This window comes from Streptomyces sp. NPDC057963, assembly GCF_042887155.1.
Classification (GTDB): domain Bacteria; phylum Actinomycetota; class Actinomycetes; order Streptomycetales; family Streptomycetaceae; genus Streptomyces.
This window is the reverse complement of the sequence record NZ_JBHVPX010000004.1, coordinates 520,607-544,686: the sequence shown is the minus strand read 5'-3', so window position 1 is coordinate 544,686 and position 24,080 is coordinate 520,607. Positions and strand designations below refer to the sequence as shown.

General features: G+C 72.0%; 21 protein-coding genes. 14 read left to right on the top strand and 7 right to left on the bottom strand.

The window, feature by feature from the left end; all coding sequences use genetic code 11:
• Nucleotides 1-152: 152 nt before the first annotated feature.
• From ACFVT1_RS12755 to ACFVT1_RS12740, 4 genes are all read left to right on the top strand, one after another.
• Complete coding sequence (locus ACFVT1_RS12755; RefSeq protein ID WP_389794624.1) at nucleotides 153-785, top strand: AIM24 family protein; 633 nt, start codon at nucleotides 153-155, stop codon at nucleotides 783-785.
• Nucleotides 785-1,435, top strand: a complete 651-nt coding sequence (locus ACFVT1_RS12750; protein WP_389794518.1) for an AIM24 family protein — start codon at nucleotides 785-787, stop codon at nucleotides 1,433-1,435. Before ACFVT1_RS12755 ends, ACFVT1_RS12750 begins: the two co-directional genes overlap by 1 nt.
• Complete coding sequence (locus ACFVT1_RS12745; RefSeq protein WP_389794517.1) at nucleotides 1,432-2,196, top strand: AIM24 family protein; 765 nt, start codon at nucleotides 1,432-1,434, stop codon at nucleotides 2,194-2,196. The genes ACFVT1_RS12750 and ACFVT1_RS12745 overlap by 4 nt, the downstream gene beginning before the upstream one ends.
• Before the next feature lie 137 nt (nucleotides 2,197-2,333).
• Nucleotides 2,334-2,810: a MarR family transcriptional regulator gene (locus ACFVT1_RS12740; RefSeq protein WP_362204745.1), complete on the top strand. Its 477-nt coding sequence runs from the start codon at nucleotides 2,334-2,336 to the stop codon at nucleotides 2,808-2,810.
• A gap of 98 nt (nucleotides 2,811-2,908) precedes the next feature.
• Here the strand turns inward: ACFVT1_RS12740 and ACFVT1_RS12735 are convergent, their stop codons facing one another.
• Nucleotides 2,909-4,381, bottom strand: coding sequence for an ATP-binding protein (locus ACFVT1_RS12735; protein WP_389794516.1), 1,473 nt, complete (start codon nucleotides 4,379-4,381; stop codon nucleotides 2,909-2,911).
• Nucleotides 4,378-5,040 carry a response regulator transcription factor gene (locus ACFVT1_RS12730; protein WP_389794514.1) on the bottom strand — a complete coding sequence of 221 codons (663 nt, stop codon included), beginning with the start codon at nucleotides 5,038-5,040 and terminating at the stop codon, nucleotides 4,378-4,380. The genes ACFVT1_RS12735 and ACFVT1_RS12730 overlap by 4 nt, the downstream gene beginning before the upstream one ends.
• Before the next feature lie 119 nt (nucleotides 5,041-5,159).
• On the opposite strand from ACFVT1_RS12730, the gene ACFVT1_RS12725 reads away from it, so the two are divergent.
• Nucleotides 5,160-5,777, top strand: a complete 618-nt coding sequence (locus tag ACFVT1_RS12725) for a PepSY domain-containing protein (RefSeq protein WP_389794513.1) — start codon at nucleotides 5,160-5,162, stop codon at nucleotides 5,775-5,777.
• 606 nt (nucleotides 5,778-6,383) lie between these two features.
• On the opposite strand, the gene meaB is transcribed toward ACFVT1_RS12725, so the two are convergent.
• On the bottom strand, nucleotides 6,384-7,340 hold the full coding sequence (meaB, locus tag ACFVT1_RS12720) for a methylmalonyl Co-A mutase-associated GTPase MeaB (protein WP_362204733.1): 957 nt from the start codon (nucleotides 7,338-7,340) through the stop codon (nucleotides 6,384-6,386).
• Between the two features lie 90 nt (nucleotides 7,341-7,430).
• Nucleotides 7,431-8,630, bottom strand: coding sequence for an acetyl-CoA C-acetyltransferase (locus tag ACFVT1_RS12715; protein ID WP_362204730.1), 1,200 nt, complete (start codon nucleotides 8,628-8,630; stop codon nucleotides 7,431-7,433).
• A 135-nt stretch (nucleotides 8,631-8,765) separates the two neighbouring features.
• On the opposite strand from ACFVT1_RS12715, the gene mce reads away from it, so the two are divergent.
• From mce to ACFVT1_RS12680, 7 genes are all read left to right on the top strand, one after another.
• Entirely contained in the window at nucleotides 8,766-9,194 is a 429-nt protein-coding gene (gene mce, locus ACFVT1_RS12710; RefSeq protein WP_389794512.1) for a methylmalonyl-CoA epimerase, read from the top strand.
• A 164-nt stretch (nucleotides 9,195-9,358) separates the two neighbouring features.
• Entirely contained in the window at nucleotides 9,359-13,219 is a 3,861-nt protein-coding gene (scy, locus tag ACFVT1_RS12705) for a polarized growth protein Scy (protein ID WP_389794511.1), read from the top strand.
• 184 nt (nucleotides 13,220-13,403) lie between these two features.
• Nucleotides 13,404-14,342: a cellulose-binding protein gene (locus tag ACFVT1_RS12700; protein ID WP_389794510.1), complete on the top strand. Its 939-nt coding sequence runs from the start codon at nucleotides 13,404-13,406 to the stop codon at nucleotides 14,340-14,342.
• A 97-nt stretch (nucleotides 14,343-14,439) separates the two neighbouring features.
• Nucleotides 14,440-15,432: an ABC transporter ATP-binding protein gene (locus ACFVT1_RS12695; protein ID WP_389794509.1), complete on the top strand. Its 993-nt coding sequence runs from the start codon at nucleotides 14,440-14,442 to the stop codon at nucleotides 15,430-15,432.
• 5 nt (nucleotides 15,433-15,437) lie between these two features.
• Nucleotides 15,438-16,217 (top strand): ABC transporter permease subunit, encoded by a 780-nt coding sequence (locus ACFVT1_RS12690; RefSeq protein ID WP_389794508.1) that lies wholly within the window; start codon nucleotides 15,438-15,440, stop codon nucleotides 16,215-16,217.
• Between the two features lie 186 nt (nucleotides 16,218-16,403).
• Nucleotides 16,404-17,528 carry an ABC transporter ATP-binding protein gene (locus ACFVT1_RS12685; protein ID WP_389794507.1) on the top strand — a complete coding sequence of 375 codons (1,125 nt, stop codon included), beginning with the start codon at nucleotides 16,404-16,406 and terminating at the stop codon, nucleotides 17,526-17,528.
• Nucleotides 17,525-18,394 carry an ABC transporter permease subunit gene (locus tag ACFVT1_RS12680; RefSeq protein ID WP_389794506.1) on the top strand — a complete coding sequence of 290 codons (870 nt, stop codon included), beginning with the start codon at nucleotides 17,525-17,527 and terminating at the stop codon, nucleotides 18,392-18,394. Before ACFVT1_RS12685 ends, ACFVT1_RS12680 begins: the two co-directional genes overlap by 4 nt.
• Nucleotides 18,395-18,448: 54 nt before the next feature.
• Here ACFVT1_RS12680 and ACFVT1_RS12675 read toward each other — a convergent pair whose 3' ends face one another.
• Nucleotides 18,449-18,778, bottom strand: coding sequence for an ATP/GTP-binding protein (locus ACFVT1_RS12675; RefSeq protein ID WP_389794504.1), 330 nt, complete (start codon nucleotides 18,776-18,778; stop codon nucleotides 18,449-18,451).
• A 209-nt stretch (nucleotides 18,779-18,987) separates the two neighbouring features.
• Here ACFVT1_RS12675 and ACFVT1_RS12670 point away from each other — a divergent pair, with 209 nt between their 5' ends.
• Nucleotides 18,988-20,031, top strand: a complete 1,044-nt coding sequence (locus ACFVT1_RS12670) for an LLM class flavin-dependent oxidoreductase (RefSeq protein ID WP_389794503.1) — start codon at nucleotides 18,988-18,990, stop codon at nucleotides 20,029-20,031.
• Nucleotides 20,032-20,108: 77 nt separating this feature from the next.
• On the opposite strand, the gene ACFVT1_RS12665 is transcribed toward ACFVT1_RS12670, so the two are convergent.
• Nucleotides 20,109-20,501: an SCO5389 family protein gene (locus tag ACFVT1_RS12665; protein ID WP_030971516.1), complete on the bottom strand. Its 393-nt coding sequence runs from the start codon at nucleotides 20,499-20,501 to the stop codon at nucleotides 20,109-20,111.
• A 260-nt stretch (nucleotides 20,502-20,761) separates the two neighbouring features.
• On the opposite strand from ACFVT1_RS12665, the gene nucS reads away from it, so the two are divergent.
• Nucleotides 20,762-21,433, top strand: coding sequence for an endonuclease NucS (gene nucS / locus ACFVT1_RS12660; protein ID WP_389794502.1), 672 nt, complete (start codon nucleotides 20,762-20,764; stop codon nucleotides 21,431-21,433).
• Nucleotides 21,434-21,550: 117 nt separating this feature from the next.
• Here nucS and ACFVT1_RS12655 read toward each other — a convergent pair whose 3' ends face one another.
• Complete coding sequence (locus tag ACFVT1_RS12655) at nucleotides 21,551-24,034, bottom strand: ATP-binding protein (protein WP_389794501.1); 2,484 nt, start codon at nucleotides 24,032-24,034, stop codon at nucleotides 21,551-21,553.
• Between the last annotated feature and the right edge of the window lie 46 nt (nucleotides 24,035-24,080).

Here is a 24,080-nt window from a genome sequence, read left to right as displayed (position 1 = left end):
TGTCGCCGCCACGGGCCGTGCGCCCGTACCGGGTACGTCCCGATTGCGTACGGGTCCCGTACCGGATGCGTACCAGGAGCGGTTCGGGAGGCCGGTTGCCGGCCAAGGCCCTGTCCCGGCCGGGGCTGTGCGGATACCGTCACCCCGTGGCAATGTTCCGACTCCAAGGCAGCAGAACGCTCGCCGTCGACCTGGCCGGTGACGCCGTCAAGGCGAAGAACGGTTCGATGGTCGCGTACGACGGCCGGATCACGTTCAAGAAGATGACCGGTGGCGGTGACGGTCTGCGCGGCATGGTGACCCGCCGGCTGACCGGCGAGCAGATGTCCGTGATGGAGGTGAAGGGGCAGGGCACCTGCTACTTCGCCGACCGCGCGAGCGAGATCAGCCTCGTCTCGCTGCACGGCGACAAGCTCTACGTCGAGGCGAGCAATCTGCTCTGCACCGACGCCGGGCTGCGTACCGGCACCACCTTCACCGGCCTGCGCGGCGGTGCGACGGGCAACGGCCTGTTCACCACCACCGTCGAGGGCACCGGGCAGGCGGCGATCATGTCGGACGGTTCGGCGGTGGCGCTGCGGGTCTCGGCCCAGTACCCGCTGTTCGTCGATCCCGGCGCCTACATCGCCCATCAGGGGAAACTCCAGCAGCACTTCCAGTCCGGGGTGAACTTCCGGACGCTGATGGGCGAGGGCTCGGGCGAGTCCTTCCAGATCCGGTTCGAGGGCGAGGGACTCGTCTACGTCCAGCCGAGCGAGCGGAACACCATCGGGGGCGATGTCTGATGCCGTTCCGTGAGATCAACTCGAAGATGGTCGAGGCGACGGTGCTGCCCGGCCAGCGGATGTACAGCCAGCGCGGCGCGATGCTCGCGTACCGGGGCGAGGTGTCGTTCACCCCGAACATCCAGGGCGGCCAGGGCGGGGTGATGTCGATGATCGGCCGCCGGGTGGCCAATGAGGCGACCCCGCTGATGACCGTCGAGGGCAACGGCACGGTGATGTTCGGCCACGGCGGCCACCACATCCAGGTGATCAACCTGGCCGGCGACACCCTGTACGTGGAGGCCGACCGGCTGCTCGCCTTCGACGGGACGCTCCAGCAGGGCACGATGTTCATGGGTTCGCAGGGCGGGGTGATGGGCATGGTGCGCGGCCAGGTGACCGGGCAGGGGCTGTTCACCACCACCCTCCAGGGTCACGGCGCGGTCGCCGTGATGGCACACGGCGGGGTGATCGAGCTGCCGATCACGCCGGGCCGCGAGGTGCATGTGGACCCGCAGGCGTACGTCGCGCACCACGGCGACGTACGCAACAAGCTCTCCACCGCGCTCGGCTGGCGCGACATGGTGGGGCGCGGCTCCGGCGAGGCGTTCCAGCTGGAGCTGAGCGGCAACGGCGCGGTGTACGTCCAGGCCTCGGAGGAGAAGCTGTGAGCACGCCCGTGGTCTTCGACCCGATGACGCTGCCGTCGGACGACAACGTCAACTCCTACACCTTCTGCGTGGAGCTCAAGGGGAGCCAGTGGTTCCTCCAGAAGGGCAAGATGATCGCCTACTACGGGCGCATCGAGTTCAACGGCATCGGCCACGGCCGCTTCGAACGGCTCATCCGTACGAGCTTCCACTCACCGCTGCACGCGAGCGACTGGGTGGTGGCCGAGGGCAGCGGCAAGATGTTGCTCGCGGACCGGGCCTTCGACGTCAACTCCTTCGACCTGGAGGACGGGAATCTGACGATCCGGTCCGGCAATCTCCTCGCGTACCAGCCGACACTGGCCCTCAAGCAGTCCATCGTGCCGGGCTTCCTGACGCTGATCGGCACGGGGAAGTTCGTGGCCGCGTCCAACGGTCCGGTCGTCTTCATGGAGCCGCCGCTGCGGGTCGATCCGCAGGCCCTGGTGGGCTGGGCGGACTGCCCCTCGCCGTGCCACCACTACGACCACGGCTACATGACAGGCGTGCTGGGCGGGTTGCGGTCGCTGACCGGGATCGGCGGGACCTCCGGCGAGGAGCATCAGTTCGAGTTCGTCGGCGCGGGTACGGTGCTGCTCCAGTCGACCGAGATCCTGATGCCCGAGCAGCCGACGGGGGCGACGCCGGCGCAGGCCGGGGTGCCCGGTGGTGCGGGTCAACCTGGCTCCTCACCCCGTCTGCCCGGTCAGCTCGGGGACCTCCAGCGTCGCTTCGGGTTGTGAACGGTAGTCTGCGGAGTGTGACGTCGAACGCCTGCACCCCGCCCCCGAGTCCGACTCCAGGTCCGACTCCGGGCGGATGCCGGGCGTCACACCCCCCTACTTCGTCCGGCTTTCAACTTCTTAGGTAGAATCCATATATGGAGACCGAGACGGCCACCCGCTGGCTGAGCGACGCGGAGCAGTGCGCCTGGCGCACCCACCTGGACGTCAGCAGGCTGCTGATGCACCAACTGGAGAAGGACCTCCAGCCGTTCGGCCTGACCAACAACGACTACGAGATCCTGGTCAACCTCTCGGAGTCGGAGGACCAGCGCATGCGGATGAGCGACCTCGCCGCCGCGACGCTGCAGTCCAAGAGCAGGCTCTCGCACCAGATCACCCGCATGGAGAGCGCGGGCCTGGTCCGCAGGGAGAACTGCGAGTCCGACCGGCGCGGTCTGTACGCGGTCCTCACCGAGGACGGCGCGGAGACGATGCGGAAGGTGGCTCCGCACCACGTGGCGTCGGTGCGCAAGCACTTCATGGACCTGTTGACGCCGGAGGCGCTGGCGAACCTGCACACGGCGCTGGCCCCGGTCGCCGATCATCTGCGGGGACGGCGCGGCAAGGTGTGACCCGCGGCGGGGCAGCGGCCCCGCACGGCTCGGCGGATGACCCGCGGTGGGGCGGCGCCCCCGCACGGCTCGGCGGGTGACCTGCGGCGGGGCGGCGTTCAGCCGGCGGGCGGCAACCACAGCTCGAACCGCGCGCCGCCTTCCCGCGCACCGTCCACCGACAGCCGGCCGCCGTGCCGGACCGCGACGTCACGGGCGATGGCGAGGCCGAGTCCGGCGCCGCCCTCGTCCCGCGAACGGGCGTCGTCGAGGCGTGCGAAACGTTCGAAGATCCGCTCGCGCTCCTCCGGCGGCACCCCCGCCCCGTCGTCGGTGACCGCGACGACCACGCCGCCCCGCCCGCTACGCACCGAGACCGTCACCGCGCTGCGCGCATGGCGCTCGGCGTTGTCCAGCAGATTGCCGATCACCCGCGCCAACTGCCCGCGGGAGCCGGCCACTTCGAACACACCGGAGTCCGGCACGGACACCGTCGGCACCATCCGGCCGCCGGTGCGCTGCGCGACCTCCTCGCGGACCAGCGCGCCCAGGTCCAGCGTCGTACGGCCGGGCCGCTCCCCCGCGTCCAGCCGGGCCAGCAGCAGCAGATCGGTCGCCAGCGCCTGCAGCCGCACCGTGTCGGCGACCGCGCCCGGCACGTCCAGCAGCTCCGGATGCGCGGCACCCACCTCCAGCTGGGTGCGCAACGAGGCGATCGGGCTGCGCAGTTCGTGCGAGGCATCGGCGACGAAGCGCCGCTGCCGGTCCACCGATCCCTCCAGGGCCGTCAGGGTCTCGTTGGTGGTACGGGCCAGTCGGGCGATCTCGTCGCGCGAACCGGGCTCGGGCACCCGCCGGCTCAGATCCTCCGACGCGGTGATCGCGGCCATCTCGCGCCGGATGCCCTCGACCGGGCGCAGCGCCCGACGGGTCACCAGCCAGGTCACCCCGGCGACGACGAGCAGCAGCAGCGGAAGCCCGGTCAGCATCGCACCGCGCACGCTGCCCACCGCCTCCTGCTCGGCGGCCAGCGGGGCGCCCGCGTGGACGGTCAGGGTCACTCCGGCGGAGGTGGTCGCCCGCACGGACGCGAAGCGGTAGTCGGCCGTGTCGCCGTCGACGGTGGCGGTGCCGTTGCCGAAGTCCGGCTCCCCGGAGTCGACTTCGCCGCGGCCGGGGGCGCGGTCGTCACCGCCGCGACCGGAGGAACTGTCGTCGCCGTCGTCATCGTCGTCGCCGTCGTCGCGACCGGAACCGGTCGCGCCTCCCGCGGCCGGGGACGGAACCGGCGCGACCTGATCCGTGCCGGTCCCGGAGATCGCCTCCAGGTCCTTGGATACGGCCACCGCGCGTCCGTCCTCGTCGGTCACCTGGACCGGGTGGTCCTCCTCGTCGTGCGTCTCCAGCCGGTCGTACGGCACGTCGAGGGCCAGCTGCCCGGCCACCTCGCGGGCCACCACCTCGGCCTGCAGCCCCGCCTGGTCGGTGAGGTTGGCGCGCAGGACGAGGAGTACGGCCAGCCCGGCGCCGATCAGTGCCACGGCCACCACCACCGTGGCTCCGAGCGCGGCCCTGGCCCGTACCGACCTCACAGCGCCTCCAGCCGGTATCCGGCGCCGCGCACCGTGCGGATGGCCGCGGCGCCGAGTTTGCGCCGCAGCGCGCTCACGTACACCTCGACGATGTTCGGGTCTCCGTCGTAGGCGAAGTCCCAGACGTGTTCCAGGATGTCCGCCTTGCTCACCACCTGCCCGGCCCGCAGCACCAGCTGCTCCAGCACCGCGAACTCCTTGGCGGTGAGGGCGATTTCGGCCGGCCCGAGATGCACCCGGCGGGCGGCGGTGTCCATGCGCAGAGTGCCGGCGGTGACCACCGGCGAGGCGGTGCGGCCGCCCCGGCGCCGCAGCAGCGCGCGGATCCTGGCCACCAGGACGACGTACGAGAAGGGCTTGGTCAGGTAGTCGTCGGCCCCGGTGTCCAGGCCCTCCGCCTCGTCGTACTCCCCGTCCTTCGCCGTCAGCATCAGGATCGGCACCTCATGGCCGGCGGCGCGCAGGGCGGCGCAGACCCGGTAGCCGTTCATCCCGGGCAGCATGATGTCGAGGACGACGAGGTCGTACACCCCTTCGGCGGCCCGGTGCAGCCCTTCGAGACCGTCGTGCACGACGTCCACGGCGAAGCCCTCGGCGGTGAGTCCCCCGGCCAGGGACATCGCCAGCCGCTTCTCGTCCTCCACGATCAACAGGCGCATACGCACAGGGTCGCAAACCGAACCTGAAGGCGGCTTCAGGTGGCTTCAGGCTGCGTTCAGCATCCCCCCGGCAAGGTGGTCCAGGTCGACACCGGCCACCCGATCGGGGAGGAACCCTCATGAAGCGCAAGATCGTCATCGCCGCCGTCACCGCGGCCGTGCTCGCCGGCGGCGGCGCCGCCACGGCGGTCGCCCTCGCGGACGGCGACGGCCGCGACCGCGACACCAGGAGCAGCGCGGCGAGCGGCGGCACCGCGCGCGTCACCGTCGGCGACGCGGTCGCGGCCGCCGTCGGGGCTGTCCCGGGGACGGTCACCGAGGCCGAGCTGGACGACGAGGACGGCCGGCTGGTCTGGGAGCTCGATGTGCACGGTTCCGACAAGGTCCGGCACGACGTGACGGTGGACGCGGGAAACGGCGCGGTGCTCGGCAGGCACACCTCCGACGACGACCACCACGGCCGCGACCGGCACGCCCCCCGGTCGCCCGCCGTCCCGCTGGACGCGGCCGTCGACGCCGCACTCCGGGCGACGCCCGGGACGGTGACGTCGGTCGAACTGGACGACGACCACGACGGCCGGGGCGGCGGCGCACCGCACTGGGACGTCGACGTCCGGGGCAAGGACGGCAAGCGGCACGAGCTGGACGTCGACGCGAGCACGGGCAAGGTGACGGTGGACCGGTCGGACGACGGGGAGCACGACGACCACGACGACCACGACCGGGATGACGACTGAGCACCGGCCCGCCGTTGGGGGCAGGGCGCGTAGCCCCACAGGACCGTACCGTCCTCGAACGCCAGGAAGACGGCGTCTCCCCACGCGAGGAAGAGATGTGCGCCGGATCGCGCCGGTGTCTGCCGCCGTCCGGCCATCCCGTCAACAGCTGCCGCGCCCCGAGCGTCTCCCCGGCGGCGGACAGGTCGACGGCGACCGCGCTGAACCCGGCCGCGGCAAGGACTTTGTCGCGACGCGCCGGCCGTCGGCGAAGGCCGGCGCTGCCTCGGCGGCCGGGTCGTCCCACGCCCGGTCCCATGTGAGGACGTGCTCGCCGGTGATTCCACGGCGTGCGTGTCCGCGACCGGGCATGCCCGGAAGCGGTTCCGGGGCCCGGACGGGCCGTGCGTGGCCGGAGGCGCGAACAGAGATCAGTATGTGGGGACGTGGGGACGTGGAGGCGTGACGAGTCCGAGGAGTCCCCGGCGCTTCGGTCAGCCCGAGCGGCCCGGAGCGCCCCGAAGGCCCGAGCAGGCCCCGGCCCGCGCCACGGCCTCCGGACGGTCCCGGGAGCGGCCCGCACGCCGCCACCGGTTCCGGCCCCCGAGCCGACCCGGGGAGGGGGCGCTACGCCCCGGTGAGACCCGCCACCAGCTCGTCCGCCGCCGCGTACGGATCGAGGCTGCCCGCCACGATGCGTTCGGCGAGCGCGCCGATGTGGCGGTCGCCGTGCAGATCGCCGATGCGCTCGCGCAGCCGCGTGACCGCGATCGTCTCGACCTCGCGGGCCGCACGGGCGGTGCGCCGCTCGGCGAGCACGCCGTGCTCCTCCATCCACGCGCGGTGCTTCTCCAGCGCCTCGACGACCTCGTCGATGCCCTCGCCCCGGGCGGCGACCGTCTTCACGATCGGGGGCCGCCAGTCGCCCGGCCCCCGGGACTCGCCGAGGCCCAGCATGTGGTTGAGCTCGCGCGCGGTGGCGTCGGCGCCGTCACGGTCGGCCTTGTTGACGACGTACACATCGCCGATCTCCAGGATTCCGGCCTTCGCCGCCTGGATGCCGTCGCCCATGCCGGGCGCCAGCAGGACGACGGAGGTGTCGGCCTGGGAGGCGATCTCCACCTCCGACTGGCCGACGCCGACCGTCTCCACCAGGATCACTTCGCAGCCCGCCGCGTCCAGCACCCGGATCGCCTGGGGTGCCGACCAGGCGAGGCCGCCCAGATGTCCGCGGGTGGCCATGGAGCGGATGTAGACGCCCGGGTCGGAGGCGTGCTCCGACATCCGGACCCGGTCGCCGAGGAGCGCGCCGCCGGAGAACGGCGAGGACGGGTCGACGGCCAGAACGCCGACCCGCTTGCCCGCCCGCCGGTACGCCGAGACGAGCGCGGACGTGGAGGTCGACTTGCCGACACCGGGCGAACCGGTCAGGCCGACGACGTACGCGTTGCCCGTCAGCGGCGCCAGGGCCGCCATCACCTCGCGCAGCTGCGGCGACGCCCCCTCCACCAGGGAGATGAGCCGGGCCACGGCCCTCGGCCGGCCCGCACGGGCCTGCTCCACCAGGGTGGGGACGTCCACCATCACCGCTCCGTTCGCTCGCTGCGTGCTCTGCGTGTACCACGTACTACGTACGGCTCGCCCGAGCCGTTCCTGACCGGGCCCCGCCGGTTCCTACCGGGGGACGCGGATGATCAGCGCGTCGCCCTGGCCGCCGCCGCCGCACAGCGCCGCCGCCCCGGTACCGCCGCCGCGCCGCTTCAGCTCCAGCGCCAGGTGCAGCACCACACGGGCGCCGGACATGCCGATCGGGTGCCCCAGCGCGATGGCGCCGCCGTTGACGTTCACCTTGTCCGGGGTGACGCCGAGGTCCTTCATGGACTGGACGGTGACCGCCGCGAACGCCTCGTTGATCTCGATGAGGTCGAGGTCCGCGACCTCCAGGCCGTCCTTCTTCAGGGCGTGCTTGATGGCGTTGGACGGCTGCGACTGGAGCGAGTTGTCCGGGCCCGCCACGTTGCCGTGGGCGCCGATCTCGGCGATCCAGTCCAGGCCCAGCTCCTCGGCCTTGGCCTTGCTCATGACGACGACCGCGGCGGCGCCGTCGGAGATCTGCGAGGAGGTGCCCGCGGTGATCGTGCCGTCCTTGGTGAAGGCCGGGCGCAGTTTTCCGAGGGCCTCCGCGGTCGTGTCCGGGCGGATGCCCTCGTCCTTGGAGAAGAGGACCGGGTCGCCCTTGCGCTGCGGGATCTCGACCGGGGTGATCTCGGCCTCGAAGATGCCGTTCTTCTGGGCCGCGGCGGCGCGCTGGTGCGAGAGGGCGCCGATCTCGTCCTGGTCGGCGCGGTTCAGCCCGAGGCGGGAGTTGTGCTTCTCGGTGGACTCGCCCATCGGGATGTTCTCGTAGGCGTCGGTCAGACCGTCGTACGCCATCGAGTCGAGCATCTCGATCGCGCCGTACTTGTAGCCCTCGCGGGACTTCGGGAGCAGGTGCGGCGCGTTCGTCATGGACTCCTGGCCGCCGGCGACGACGATGTCGAACTCGCCGGCGCGGATCAGCTGGTCGGCGAGGGCGATCGCGTCGAGCCCGGACAGGCACACCTTGTTCACCGTGAGCGCGGGCACGTTCATCGGGATGCCCGCCTTGACCGCGGCCTGGCGCGCCGGGATCTGGCCCGCACCGGCCTGCAGCACCTGGCCCATGATCACGTACTCGACCTGGTCGCCGCCGATGCCGGCCCGGTCCAGCGCGGCCTTGATGGCGAAGCCGCCGAGGTCGGCCCCGGAGAAGCTCTTCAGCGAGCCGAGGAGGCGGCCCATGGGCGTACGCGCGCCCGCGACGATCACTGAGGTGGTACCGGTCGTTCCTGACATGTGGCGCAGCCCCTTGGGATGAGGAGTGAACGAGGGTTTACATGAATGTACTGAGCGGTACCTCGCCCGTCATCCGGCAGCGGGTGTGATGGCGCGCACGTTGCGTAACCATCCGTGTGGCGCTGCACTGGTTCCATGCTGACGCGAATCGACCACATCGGGATCGCCTGTTTCGACCTGGACAGGACCGTCGAGTTCTACCGCGCGACCTACGGGTTCGAGGTGTTCCACTCCGAGATCAACGAGGAGCAGGGTGTGCGGGAGGCCATGCTCAAGATCAACGATACGTCCGACGGCGGCGCTTCCTACCTCCAGCTCCTGGAGCCGACCCGGGAGGACTCGGCCGTGGGCAAGTGGCTCGCGAAGAACGGTGAGGGCGTCCACCACATCGCCTTCGGCACCGCAGACGTCGACGCCGACGCGGCGGACATCCGGGAGAAGGGGGTCAGGGTGCTGTACGACGAGCCCAGGACCGGGTCCATGGGGTCCCGGATCACCTTCCTGCACCCCAAGGACTGCCACGGCGTCCTCACCGAACTGGTCACGTCCGCAGCGGAGCACTGACCTCCGGATACCTGGCCCGGTAGAGTGGGCGGTTCCGGGCCGGGGCCGGGTCGGGGCCGCGCCGCGTCCTCAGCCGTTGATCTGTCACCATTCCCCGGGGGACCGTTCGCCGGCGAACGGTACTCGTTGGAGAGTTGCGACCAGGGGACGGATGGGACCGCGCAGTGCGGGGCTACGAACGCCAGGAGAGCCACCGAGCTGACGACGACCACCTCTCGCGGTTCGAAGCCGAGATGGACCGGCTGAAGACCGACCGGGAGAAGGCCGTCCAGCACGCCGAGGACCTCGGTTACCAGGTCGAGGTCTTGCGCGCCAAGCTGCACGAGGCTCGGCGCAATCTCGCGAACCGTCCCGCCTACGACAGCGCGGACATCGGCTACCAGGCCGAGCAGTTGCTCCGTAATGCCCAGATCCAGGCCGAGCAGCTGCGGACGGACGCCGAGCGGGAGCTCCGTGACGCCCGTGCGCAGACGCAGCGGATCCTTCAGGAGCACGCCGAGCACCAGGCGCGGCTCCAGGCCGAGCTGCACAACGAGGCCGTGCAGCGGCGCCAGCAGCTCGACCAGGAGCTGGCCGAGCGCCGCCAGACCGTCGAGTCCCATGTCAACGAGAACGTCGCGTGGGCCGAGCAGCTCAGGGCCAGGACGGAGTCCCAGGCCCGCCGGCTGCTGGAGGAGTCCCGTGCCGAGGCCGAGCAGTCGCTGGCCTCGGCGCGCGCCGAGGCGGGCCGGCTGGCGGAGGAGACCCGGCAGCGGCTCGGCTCCGAGGCCGAGTCGGCCCGTGCCGAGGCGGAGTCGCTCCTGCTGCGCGCCCGCAAGGACGCCGAGCGGCTGCTGAACACCGCCTCCAGCCAGGCGCAGGAAGCCACCAGCCACGCCGAGCAGCTGCGTACGTCGACGACGGCGGAGACCGAGCAGACCCGGCAGCGGACCGCCGAGCTGAACCGGGCCGCCGAGCAGCGCATGCAGGAGGCCGAGACCCAGCTGCGCGAGGCCCGGCTGGAGGCCGAGAAGGTCACCGGCGAGGCGAAGGAGGCCGCCGTCAAGCGGCTGGCCGCCGCCGAGTCGCAGAACGAGCAGCGCACCCGTACGGCCAGGTCGGAGATCGCCCGCCTGGTCGGCGAGGCCACCAAGGACACCGAGGCCCTCAAGGCGGAGGCCGAGCAGGCGCTCGCCGACGCCCGTGCCGAGGCGGACCGGCTGCGGTCCGAGGCGTCCGAGCAGGCCCGCACGGCGGCGGCCGAGGACGCCGCGGCCCAGCTCGCCAAGGCCGCCAGGTCCGCCGAGGAGGTGCTGACGAAGGCGTCCGAGGACGCGAAGTCCACCACCAGGGCGGCGAGCGAGGAGGCCGACCGGATCCGTCGTGAGGCGGAGGCCGAGGCGGACCGGCTGCGCGGTGAGGCCGCCGAGCAGGCCGATCAGCTCAAGGGCGCGGCCAAGGACGACACCAAGGAGTACCGGGCCAAGACGGTCGAGCTGCAGGAGGAGGCGCGCAGGCTGCGCGGCGAGGCCGAGCAGCTGCGCTCGGAGGCGGTCGCCGAGGGCGAGCGGATCCGCGGCGAGGCCCGCCGCGAGGCCGTCCAGCAGATCGAGGAGGGCGCGAAGACCGCCGAGGAGCTGCTGGCCAAGGCGAAGGCGGACGCCGAGGAGCTGCGCTCCACCGCGGGCACCGAGAGCGAGCGGGTCCGTACCGAGGCGACCGAACGGGCCGGCGCGCTGCGCAAGCAGGCCGAGGAGGCTCTGGAGCGCGCCCGCGCCGAGGCCGAGGAGCTGCGTACCGAGTCCGAGGAGCAGGCCCGGTCCACCACCACGGCGGCCGAGCAGGCGTCGGCGGAGCTGCGCGAGTCGACCGAGCGGGCGGTCGGCGCCCGGCAGGCGGAGGCCGCCGAGGAGCTGACCCGGCTGCACACCGAGGCCGAGACCCGGGTCACCACCGCCGAGCAGGAGCTCACGGACGCGCGCGCCGAGGCGGAGCGCATCCGGCGCGAGACGAACGAGGAGTCCGAGCGGCTGCGCGCGGAGGCCGCCGAGCGGTTGCGGACGCTGCGGGAGCAGGCGGAGACCGAGGCGGAGCGGCTGCGCGACGAGGCCGCGGCGGACGCGTCGCGGTCGCGTGCGGAGGGCGAGTCCACCGCCGTACGGCTGCGCGGTGAGGCGAGCGCCGAGGCGGAACGCCTCAAGTCCGAGGCGCAGGAGAGCGCCGACCGGGTGCGTACCGAGGCCGCTGCCGCCGCGGAGCGGGTGGGCGCGGAGGCGGCCGAGGCGCTGGCCGCCGCGCAGGAGGAGGCCAACCGGCGCCGCCGGGCGGCCGAGGAGACCCTCGACGCGGCGCGCACCGAGGCGAACCAGGAGCGCGAGCGGGCCCGCGAGCAGAGCGAGGAACTGCTCGCCTCCGCCCGCAAGCGGGTCGAGGAGGCGCAGGCCGAGGCCCAGCGCCTGGTCGAGGAGGCGGACAGCCGGGCGACCGAGCTGGTCTCGGCGGCCGAGCAGACCGCCCAGCAGGTACGGGATTCGGTCAGCGGGCTTCAGGAGCAGGCCGAGGCGGAGATCGCCGGGCTGCGTTCCACCGCCGAGCATGTCGCGGAGCGGACGAAGTCCGAGGCGCAGGAGGAGGCGGACCGGGTCCGCACCGACGCGCACGCCGAGCGCGAGCGGGCGGGCGAGGACGCGGCCCGGATCCGGCGGGAGGCGCAGGAGGAGTCCGAAGCCGCGAAGTCGATGGCCGAACGGACCGTCGCCGACGCGATCGCCGAGTCGGAGCGGCTGCGCGCGGACACCGCGGAGTACAGCCAGCGGATGCGTACCGAGGCCTCCGACGCGCTGGCCTCCGCCGAGCAGGACGCGGCGCGGAGCCGGGCCGAGGCACGCGAGGACGCCAACCGGATGCGTTCGGATGCCGCAACCCAGGCAGACCGGCTGGTCGGCGAGGCGACGAGCGAGGCCGAGCGGATCCGCACGGAGTCGGCACAGCAGGCCGCCTTGCTCGTCGAGGAGGCGACGCAGCAGGCGAACGGGCTGGTCGACGAGGCGAAGCAGCACGCGCTCCGGGCGACGGACGAGGCCGCCGACGAGGCCGAGCGGCTGCGCGCGGAGGCGGCGGCCACCGTCGGCTCGGCGCAGGAGCACGCGGCCCGTACCCGCGAGGAGTCGGAGCGGGTGCGCGCCGAGGCGGAGGCGGCAGCCGAGCTGATGCGGACTCAGGCCCGCGAGGAGGCCGACCGGTTGCTCGACGAGGCGCGGGAGGCCGCGGCGAAGCGCCGTGCCGATGCCGCCAAGCAGGCGGACCAGCTCGTCGACAAGGCCCAGGAGGAGGCGCTGCGCGCCGCCACCGAGGCCGAGGAGCAGGCCGACACGATGGTCGGCGCGGCCCGCAAGGAAGCTGTGCGGATCACCTCGGAGGCGACTGTCGAGGGCAACTCCCTGGTGGAGCACGCCCGTACGGACGCGGACGAGCTGCTGGTCGGCGCGCGCCGGGACGCCACGGCCATCCGGGAGCGGGCCGAGGAGCTCAGGACCCGGATCGAGAGCGAGATCGAGGAGCTCCACGACCGGGCCCGGCGCGAGACGTCCGAGCAGATGAAGACGGCGGGCGAGCGCGTCGACAACCTGATGAAGGCGGCGACCGAGCAGCGCGACGAGTCGGCGGCCAAGGCCAAGGAGCTGCTGGCGGACGCGAATTCGGAGGCGAGCAAGGTCCGGATCGCCGCCGTGAAGCGGGCCGAGTCGCTGCTGAAGGAGGCCGAGCAGAAGAAGGCCACGCTGGTCCGCGAGGCCGAGAAGCTGCGGGCCGACGCCGAGGCCGAGGCGAAGCGCATGGTGGACGAGGGCAAGCGCGAACTCGATCTGCTGGTGCGCCGGCGCGCGGACATCAACACCGAGATCTCCCGCGTCCAGGACGTGCTGGAGGCATTGGAGTCGTTCGAGACACCGGCCGGTGGCGGCAAGGGCGGTGGCGGTTCCGCGGGCGGCGTCAAGGCAGGGGCCTCGGCAGGCACTCGTTCGAGTGGCAAGTCGTCCGACGGGTAGTCGCCCTGTCATCTCCCGTGCTTCGTCAGGAACGTTCAACCCTCCGAGTGGCAAGAGTTACGGGGGTCAGCCACTCAAAAGGGGTGTCATTCTCCAGATCAAACGGGCATCCGCTCGGTGACACGCCGTCCGGGCCCCTAGGATTCCCTCTAACACCTCACCGGTCTCATTCGACAGGAACCCCATGAGCGACCCTTCCTCCCCCTTCGGCTTCGAGCTCGTGCGACGTGGATACGACCGCGGTCAGGTGGATGACCGCATTACCAAGCTCGTCGCCGATCGTGATAGTGCTCTCGCCCGCATCACGTCGCTGGAAAAGCGCATCGAGGAGCTCCACCTCGAAACGCAGAACGCCCAGGCCCAGGTGAGCGACGCGGAGCCGTCGTACGCCGGTCTCGGCGCCCGAGTGGAGAAGATTCTCCGCCTGGCCGAGGAGGAGGCGAAGGACCTGCGCGAGGAGGCCCGTCGCGCCGCCGAGCAGCACCGCGAGCTCGCCGAGTCGGCCGCCCAGCAGGTACGCAACGACGCCGAGTCGTTCGCCGCCGACCGCAAGGCGAAGGCCGAGGACGAGGGCGTTCGCATCGTCGAGAAGGCCAAGGGTGAGGCCGGCACGCTGCGTGCGGACGCCCAGAAGGACGCCGCGCAGAAGCGCGAGGAGGCGGACGCCCTCTTCGAGGAGACCCGCGCCAAGGCCGCCCAGGCCGCCGCGGACTTCGAGACCAACCTGGCCAAGCGCCGCGACCAGTCGGAGCGCGACCTCGCGTCCCGTCAGGCCAAGGCCGAGAAGCGCCTCGCCGAGATCGAGCACCGCGCCGAGCAGCTCCGCCTGGAGGCCGAGAAGCTCCGCACGGACGCCGAGCGCCGGGCCCGTCAGACGGTGGAGACCGCGCAGCGCCAGTCCGAGGACATCGTGGCCGACGCGAACGCGAAGGCCGACCGGATCCGCAGCGAATCGGAGCGCGAGCTGGCGGCGCTCACCAACCGCCGCGACTCGATCAACGCCCAGCTGACCAACGTCCGCGAGATGCTGGCGACGCTGACCGGTGCCGCCGTGGCCGCCGCCGGCTCCCCCGCCGACGACGAGCCCGTCACCCGCGGCGTTCCGGCTCAGCAGACCCGCTGACCCCGGAGTACCGCAGCCGTACGCGACCCGTACCTCTTGCGCGCCCGGTTCCGCCCCTGTGGTGGCGCCGGGCGCGCGGCCGTTCTAGCGTGAACGCATGATCGAGCTTGATGGCCTCACCAAGCGCTTTGGCAACAAGGTTGCCGTCGACCGGCTCTCGTGCCGGGTCAGACCCGGAATGGTGACGGGCTTTCTGGGGCCCAACGGGGCGGGCAAGTCCACGACGATGCGGATGATGCTCGATCTCGACAACCCCACCAGCGGTTCGGTGCGCATCGACGGCAAGCACTACCGCGACCTGGAGGAACCCCTCAAGTACATCGGGGCGCTGCTGGACGCCAAGTCGATGCACGGCGGGCGCAGCGCGTACAACAATCTGCTCTGTCTCGCCCAGAGCAACCGCATCCCGGAGAGCCGGGTCGCGGAGGTGCTGGACACCGTCGGCCTGACCGCGGTGGCGAAGAAGAAGTCGAAGGGCTACTCGCTCGGCATGGGCCAGCGGCTGGGCATCGCGGCCGCGCTCCTCGGCGACCCGCAGGTGCTGCTCTTCGACGAGCCCGTCAACGGCCTCGACCCCGAGGGCATCCACTGGATCCGCAATCTGATGAAGGCGCTGGCCGCGGAAGGCCGGACGATCTTCGTCTCGTCGCACCTGATGAGCGAGATGGCTCTCACCGCGGACCACCTGATCGTGATCGGTCAGGGCAGGCTGCTCGCCGACACCTCGATGGCCGATTTCATCCATCAGAACTCCCGCAGTTACGTACGGCTGCGCTCCCCGCAGCAGGAACGGCTTCGCGATGTGCTGCACGAGGAGGGGCTGGTCGTGGTCGAGACGGGGAACGGCACGCTGGAGATCGACGGCTCGACCACCGAGGCACTGGGCGAGCTCGCCGCCCGGCACCAGATCGTGCTGCACGAGCTGAGTTCCCAGCGGGCCTCCCTGGAGGAAGCGTTCATGCAGATGACAGCGGATTCCGTGGAATACCACGCGCACTCGGAGCTCACCGAGGCGCCGCCGCCCGTGGGTCCGCACTGGGGCGACGTGTACGACCGGCAGACCCCCTCCGGCACCGGACAGGGGGTGTGACGACCATGGCATCGGTACCCGCGGTCCTGACCTCCGAGTGGACCAAGATCCGTACGGTCTCGTCGACCGTCTGGACCCTGATCGCCGCGTTCGCCGTCACCGTCGCCATGAGCGCGGCGCTCTGTGCCCTGATGAACGCCCAGTTCAACGACCTCCCCGTGGAGCAGCGGGCCACCTTCGACCCGACGTTCATCAGCTTCTCCGGCATGGTCCTCGGCCAGCTGGCCATGGTCGTCTTCGGTGTGCTGGTGGTCAGTACGGAGTACAGCTCGGGCATGATTCGCACCTCGCTGGCGGCCGTACCGCAGCGCGGTGCGTTCCTTTTCAGCAAGGTCGCGGTGGCCGGTGTGCTGGCCCTGGTGGTCGGCATCGTCACCAGCTTCGTCTCGTTCTCCCTGGGGCAGGCGCTCCTCGGCGATCACGGCACGGGCATCGGCGCGGAGAACGTCCTGCGCGCGGTCGTCGGCGGCGGCATCTACATGGGCCTGATCGGGATCTTCTCCATGGGCGTGGCGACGATGCTGCGCAGCTCCATGCTGTCGCTCGGCATCCTGATGCCGTTCTTCTTCCTGGTCTCCGAGATCCTGTCGGCGGTCCCGGGCGCGAAGAAGGTCGCCCGCTACTTCCCCGACCAGGCCGGGTCCAAGATCATGCAGGTGGTTCCGAACGCCATGCGCGGCAATCCCGCGCCGTACGGGCCATGGGGCGGGCTCGGCATTCTGCTCGCCTGGGTGGTCGCCGCGCTGATCGGCGGCTATCTCGTACTGAAGAAGCGCGACGCGTGACCGGGGTGCTCCCGGGGCGCACGCCTGGCACCGGAAGCACCCCGTCCGCTCCGACACGGAGGCGATGCGCTCCCGTGACGACTTGGCCGGAACCGTCAATGCCTGGATATCCTCCTAACTCTTACGGGGGTGTGCGGCCGGACGGCCCGTGCCCCGACGACAGACAGAAGTCGATGGGGCTGGAGCATGATCGAGGCAGTCGGCCTTACCAAGCGCTACGGTGCGAAGACGGCCGTATACAACCTTTCCTTCCAGGTGCGGCCGGGCGCCGTCACCGGGTTCCTCGGTCCCAACGGGTCGGGCAAGTCCACCACCATGCGCATGATGCTGGGCCTGGACCGACCGACTTCCGGTCACGTCACGATCGGCGGCCACCCGTTCCGCAGCCTGCCGAACGCCCCACGACAGGTAGGTGCGCTGCTGGACGCGAAGGCGGTGCACGGCGGGCGCAGCGCCCGTAATCACCTCCTCTCGCTCGCCCAGCTCGCCGGCATCCCGGCCGCCCGGGTCGACGAGGTGCTCGGCGTCGTCGGTCTGCACGATGTCGCGCGCAAGCGGTCCAAGGGCTTCTCGCTCGGTATGGGCCAGCGGCTCGGTATCGCGGCGGCGCTGCTCGGCGACCCGCAGGTGCTGCTCTTCGACGAGCCGGTCAACGGCCTCGACCCCGAGGGCATCCTCTGGGTCCGCAATCTGATGAAGACACTGGCGTCGGAGGGCCGCACGGTCTTCGTCTCCAGCCATCTGATGAGCGAGATGGCGCTGACCGCCGACCATCTGATCGTGATCGGCCGCGGGCAGCTGCTCGCCGACATGAGCGTCACGGACTTCATCTCCGCCAACTCGGCCGACTTCGCCCGGGTGCGGGTCGCGGACGGTGCGCGGGATCAGCGGGAGAAGCTGACGGCCTCGCTCACCGAGGCGGGCGGCCAGGTCATGCCGGAGCCGGACGGGGCCCTGCGGGTCACCGGTCTGCAGCTGCCGCGGATCAGCGATCTGGCCCATGAGTCGGACGTCCGGCTGTGGGAGCTCTCGCCGCACCAGGCCTCGCTGGAGGAGGCGTACATGCGGATGACGCAGGGCGCCGTGGACTACCGCTCGACGGCGGACCAGAAGGCCGGGCTCCAGCAGCCGGTGCCGGACGGCTACGGGCAGCCGCCCGGGTACGGACAGCCGCCGGTCCCGGAGATGCCCCAGCAGGGCTGGTACGCCCCGCCGCCGCCCGGACAGAACCCCTACACGCAAGCCCCGGCGGCCCCGGTCGCGGCCCCCGCAGACCTGACCAAGAGCGAGACCAGCGAGGACGCCCGATGACGACACCGCCGCCCCCGCGGGCGCCGTACCAGCCGGCCCCGGCCCCGCAGCAGAACTGGCAGGACGCACCGGCCGGGCTCTACGCCTCACCGATCCCGCTGCGCCGCGCCACCCTCGGCGATGCGCTCGCCTCCGAGTGGACCAAGATCCGTTCGGTGCGCTCCACGATGTGGACGCTCGGCGTCATGATCGTGCTGCTCCTCGGCTTCGGAGTGATGACGGCGGTCCTGCTCACCGTGACCGACGCCGACATCGGCAGCGTCCCGAAGCTGAGCTTCGGCTTCTTCGGCGTGCTGCTGGGCTCGATCTGCGTGATCACGCTCGGCGTGATGACGATCGCCTCCGAGTACGGCACGGGCCTGATCCGTACGACGCTGACGGCCTGCCCCAGCCGTGCCCGGGTGCTGACCGCCAAGGCGATCGTCTTCTTCCTGCTCACCTTCACCCTCACGACCCTGGTGACCTCGGTGGTCGCCGCGCTGCACTCGGCGATGCTGGACGGCACGGCGCCCACCGGGGGCGAATGGCTGCGGGCCACGGTCGGCGTCGGCCTCTACCTCGCCACGCTGGGGCTGCTCTCGCTGGCCGTCGCTACGCTCATCCGGCATTCCGCGGGTGCGATCACGATCATGATCGGGGTGGTGCTGCTTCCGCTGGTGCTGGCCATGTTCATGTTCGCGGACTCGCTGTCCGGCCTGCGGGAGGCGCTCTTCGAGTACTCGATCCCCAGTCAGCTCAGCGCCTTCTACAGCACCTCGGTCACCGGGTCGGGACCGACCGGCTGGGACCCGCTGTGGATCATGCTCGGGGTGACGGCCGCGGCCATGCTCGGCGCGTACGTCACGCTGGAGAACCGCGACGTCTGACCGGGCGCCGACGGCGCCCGGGACGGGTGGCGCCGCCCCGGCCCGTCCCCGGGCTCAGTGGCGCGGAGCGTTCCTGGACCGCTGCACCTGCGTGGTGCGGCGGTCCTTCGCGTTCCAGCAGGCCTTGTGCCAGTGCCTGCGGTCGTCGATCCCGCCGTACTCGGACCAGGCCACCAGGTGCGGGACGCCGGACGGGATCTCCTGGTCGCAGCCGGGGCAGCGGTAGCGCTTGCCGGCCGCGCTCGCGCCGCTCACCGGGCGTACCGACCACTCCTCGCCCCGCCACTCCTCGGTGCGCCCCCCACCGCCGTACCGGGCCCCCGGCTCCGCCGGGCTGTCGTAGGGACTCTCGCCGCCTCGGGGGCGGTTGCGGCGCGGGGACACGTGACACCTCACGGGGCAGGCTGGACAGTTTCCGTCCAGCGTAGGGCCATTCGGCGGAGCCCCGCGTCCGGCACCGCACGGGGCCGCTCCCGGGCGGGGTGAGTTACCGGAAAATCGCAACAACCTGCGACCGGACCGTGCCTTTGGCACGTGTCAGACGTTGTTGCGGGTAGGGGAGAGCCGCGTCAGCCGCAAGGAGGCAATTGGCGATGCGTGTGGGAACGTTCGTACTGGCAGCCCAGTTTCCGGGACAGGGGCCGGGGGAAGCGCTGGACCGCGCGATCCGGTCCACCGAGGTCGCGGAGGAATCCGGCCTCGACTCGGTCTGGCTGGCGGAACATCATTTCGTGCCGTACGGGGTCTGCCCGTCCGCCGTCACCCTGGCCGCGCTGCTGCTCGGCCGCACCCGGAGAATCCGGGTGGGCACGGCGGTGAGCGTGCTGCCGACCCAGCATCCCGTCGCGCTCGGCGAACAGGCCGCGCTGCTCCATCTCACCAGCGGGGGCAGATTCACGCTCGGCGTCGGCCGGGGCGGTCCCTGGGTGGACCTGGAGGTGTTCGGCGGGGGCCTGGAGGCGTACGAGAAGGGCTTCCCGGAGTCCTTGGAGCTGCTGCTCGACTGGCTGACCGAGCCCCGGGTCGCGGGGAACGGCGAGCGGTACGGCTTCCGCGAGGTGGCGGTGGTCCCCCGGGCCGACGAGCTGCTCGGCCGGGACGGCGCCGAGAGCCCCGGCGGCCCCGAGGTGGTCGTCGCGTGCACCTCGCCGAAGACGGTGCGGCTCGCCGCGCAGAACGGTCTGCCGATGCTCCTCGGGATGCACTGCGGGGACGAGGAGAAGGCCGAGATGATCGCCCTGTGGCGCTCCACCGCGCTCGCCGCGGGGCGTTCGCCCGAAAGCGTCCGGGAGGCCGGACATGTGTCCGCGGGGGTGGTCCAGATCGCCGACCGTGCCGAGGACGCCGTGGAGACGCTCGTGAAGGCGATGCCCGGCTGGCTGCGGCAGGGCCTGGACGCCCATGTGACGGTCGACGGCCGGCACCGGGTGATGCGCGACCCGGTCGCCTACACGGAGCTGCTGTGCGGCCTTCATCCGGTGGGCCCGCCCCGGCTGGCGGCCGACCGGCTCGCGGCCACCGCCGAGCGGACAGGCATCACCCGCTTCGCGCTCCTGGCGGAGGGTTCGGGAGATCTGACGGCCACGGAGGAGAACGTGGCGCGGCTGGGCACCGAAGTACTGCCGCTGCTCACTTGACACGTGGTGAGAGGTACGGGGGCTGCCGCCCCGGAGCCAGTTGCACCTCCTGCGGCCCGGAGCGGCAGCAGAAGCGTTTAACAGTCCCGCAGTTCGGGCGACTGATTGAGCAACTGGCCCCGCACCGAGGTGAACCGGGCCAGACGCTCGTCGACCGAGGCGTCCAGCGGGAACACCGCGACACGGTGGCAGTTCTGAAAGGCCAGGCGCACCCCGAAGTGCCGCTGCAGAGCACCGCGTATGGCATCACTCGCCAGCGCGCGCAGCAGCTGACCACGTGCCTGCTCGTCCGGCGGGGGCGTCTGATTGTCGGCGAACTCTCCGCCGTCGACCTTCAGCTGGGCCACCAGAGAGCTGATCATCTCCCATGCGTAGGGCAGGGAGGTCCGGACGCAGTCGACGAAGTCGGCTTCGTCGACCTCGCCTCGCTCGGCCTGTTCCAACAGCGCCGGTGAGACGTCGAGCGACATGGGTTCTCCTCTCGCGACCCCGACGACGGGCCGGGGCCTTACGGGCAGGGAAGGAGGACGGCGACGCAGCGTGCACAGACGGCGACCTCCTGCTTACACGGTAAGGGCGCAGTCACGGCCGCACCAGGAGATTGGGAACACAACCGGCCAATAACGAAGGGGAGCAAAGAGGGGCAAGCCCGATGGGGCCCGGTCCGGGCGGTCGCGGAAGGAAGGGGAGAATCGCGTGGAGCACCCGTCGTCGAGTAGCGTTGCCGACCATGCGTCTCGTCATCGCCCGCTGCTCCGTGGACTACGCCGGCCGGCTCACGGCCCACCTGCCCTCCGCTCCCCGTCTGATCCTGGTGAAGGCGGACGGGAGCGTGTCGATCCACGCCGACGACAGGGCGTACAAACCCCTCAACTGGATGTCACCGCCCTGCACCCTCAAGGAGGGCGCCGACGACACCGCGGGCGTCTGGACGGTGGTGAACAAAGCGGGCGAGAAACTGATCATCACGATGGAGGAGGTCCTCCACGACTCCTCCCACGAGCTGGGCGTCGATCCGGGCCTCATCAAGGACGGCGTCGAAGCACATCTGCAGGAGCTGCTCGCTGACCGGATCGAGACACTCGGCGAGGGCTACACCCTGATCCGCCGGGAGTACTTCACCGCCATCGGACCGGTCGACATCCTGTGCCGCGACGCCGACGGGCAGACCGTGGCCGTGGAGCTGAAGCGGCGCGGCGACATCGACGGCGTGGAGCAGCTGACCCGCTATCTGGAGCTGCTCAACCGCGATCCGCACCTCGCCCCCGTGAAGGGGATCTTCGCGGCGCAGGAGATCAAGCCGCAGGCGCGGGTCCTGGCGACGGACCGCGGGATCGGCTGCGTGGTGCTCGACTACGACGCGATGCGCGGCATCGAGGACGACAAGCTGCGGCTGTTCTGACCTCTGCGACTTCTCTGAGCCCCTCCGGACTCCTGAACTCTTCCGGACTTCCCCGGACGCCGAACGCCGGACGTGCACACCACGTCCGGCGTTCGGCTTTCGGCGTCTGCGGGGCGGTCAGGCCACCGCCGGACCGCTGTCCGCGCTCGCGGCCGCCGACGGTGAGGACGACAAGGAGGGCCCGCTCGCCGAGTCGGAGGTGTCCGGTGAGGTCGGCTCGGGCTCCGTCTCCGTCTCCGTCGGGGTCGGGGAGCCGGTGTCCGTCGGGCTCGGAGTCGGGCTGCTCGGCTTCGTCGGCGTGGGCCTCGTCGGCCCGGGCGACGTGGGCGGCTTCGTCGGCGACGGCTTGTCGCTGGACGGCGGGGGCGACGAGGGGGTGCCGCCCGGCTCCGTCGAGCCGGTGGACGGCGTACCGCTCCCGCTCGGCGCTGCCTCGCTGCCCGACGGGCCCGGCGTCGCTTCGCCGCCGCTGGACGCCGGATCGGCGGGGGCCGAACCGTCGGTCGGCCCGTCGGCCGGGGTCTCGTCCCCGCTGTCGCCCCGGTCCGCCGACTCCTCGGTCGTGACACCCGGATCCCCCTGGGCACCGCCGTCGCCGGAGGTCAGCCCCAGGACCACCACCGTGCCGAGCACACCGGCCAGGAGCACGCCCGCGCACGCCGCGACGAGATTGCGACGGGCCTTGCCCAGTACCGCGAGCCGGCCTCCCCGCGCGCCTCCGGCGGCACCGGGGCCGCTCTGCTTCGCCATCACCACGGTGGCGTCCGCGTACGACCGCGACAACGTCTGTGCCACGGGCGGCGTCGGCCCGGCGGGCGGCCGCACCGCCGTTTCGGGCCACGGGACCGGTACCTCGTCGCCCACCGGCGCGAGGACGCCCGGCAGCGGGCCACCGGAGCGGTCCGCGACCAGGGCGAGCGCGCGCCGTCCGGCCACCGCACCCGACTTGTCGGCGAGCGCCCCGCGCATGCTGATCGATGTCTCCAGCTCCGCCCTGGCCCGGTCCGGATTGCCGGTGCAGAGGGCCAGGACGCCCAACTCGTGGTGGAAGTACGCCTCTTCGGCGACCTCTCCGGCGATCCTGGCCGCCTCCTGGCCGAGCCGCAGGGCCCGCTCCCAGGCGCCCCAGTGCAGTCCGGCCGCGAAGGCGGGAGAGGCGCTGCGGGCCAGCAGCACGGCGGCGCTGGTCTGCCCCGCCCCGTCGCCGGGGACGAGCTGTGCCATGGCCGCGACGACGGCGTCGGCCTCGGCGGTCACCCGTGCGGGTGTGACCGAGGGATGCCCGGCCCACCAGGCGTAGTGCTGGGCCGCCGTCCGGGCCCGGTCGGTGCTGTCGTCGCCGTATCCGGCGGCCGCCAGCTGGGCGGTGACTCCGGCGGCCAGCCGGTAGCGGGGACCGGCCGGGGAGAGCAGTCCGCAGCCGGCCAGTTCGCCGAGCGCGGCGTCGGCGTGGGTGTCCCCCACGAGCGCCGGGAGGTGCGCCTGGTGCGGCACCTCGCCGCCGAGTGCGACCGCGAAGCGCAGGGTGTCGCGGGCGGGTCCGCTCAGCCGCGAGGCGAGCAGCGGGGCGGGCGCCGCGCCCTCACCGAGGCTCGGCAGCGGTATGTGCACGCCGTCGGTGTCCTCGTCGTGCCCGAAGGGCGCCTCGACGGACCGGGCGTCGGGGCCGCCGTACGCCTCGGGGTCGCTGCGCGCCATGTCGCGCTGGCGCAGCAGGGCGCCCGCCTGGACGAAGCGCAGCGGCAGCCCCTCGGACTCGAACCAGAGGTCGCCCGCCCAGTTGGCCTCCTCGTCGGTGAGCGGACGCTCGACGACCTGTTCCAGCAGCTCGATCGACGAGCCGCGGCCGAGGCCCGCGAGGAAGACCTCTTCGAGGTACGAGTCCGCGGTGGGTGCGGCGACGTCCGGAGTCGTCGCGAACACGAACGCGCACTCGGGCGTGGCGTCGAGCAGCTCCTCCAGGGCGGCACCGCCGAACTCCAGGTCGTCGAGTACGACGACGGCGCCGATGCCCCGGACCGCTTCGAGGAGCCCGGTGCGGTCGGGCCGGTGCAGCGGTGCGTCGTAGACGGCCTCGTAGAGCCCGTGCAGCAGGTCGGTGGCGGTCCGCTTGTGGCCGCAGAGCCGGACGACTCCGTCCGGTGCGAGGTCCGCGCAGTCGGCGGCGACGGCGTTCAGCAGGGCCGTACGGCCGGATCCGGCGGGCCCGGTGAGCCGCACCGAACGGCCGCGGGCCAGCAGGCGCGCCAGCCGTTCGCGTTCTTCCGCGCGCTCCAGGAGAGGCAGTTGCGGGGCGGGCGGCCCCGGTGGCACGGGTGGCGCGGTGGCGCGTTCCCGGTCGGCGCGCTCGGCGGCGGTGCGCCGGGACGGCGGGTCGGGCCGCTCCCCCGGCGGGCACAGCTCGACCTCGCTGCCGTCGACCGGGTTGACGGTGAGGAGGTAGTCGCCCGATATGAGCCGGACCACGCGCGCCTGCTGCGGCGTTTGCTGACCGAAATCCGGAGCCAGTGGATCGCGTGACGGCCGCCGTCGGCCGGCCGCCTCGCCGATGCCGTCGTTGTCCCGGCCGAACTCTTCCGGCCCCCGGTGTGTCGGGTCCATCGCCAAAGCCCCCAGACGCGTCGCGCACGATTGCCCCTCCCGGCCG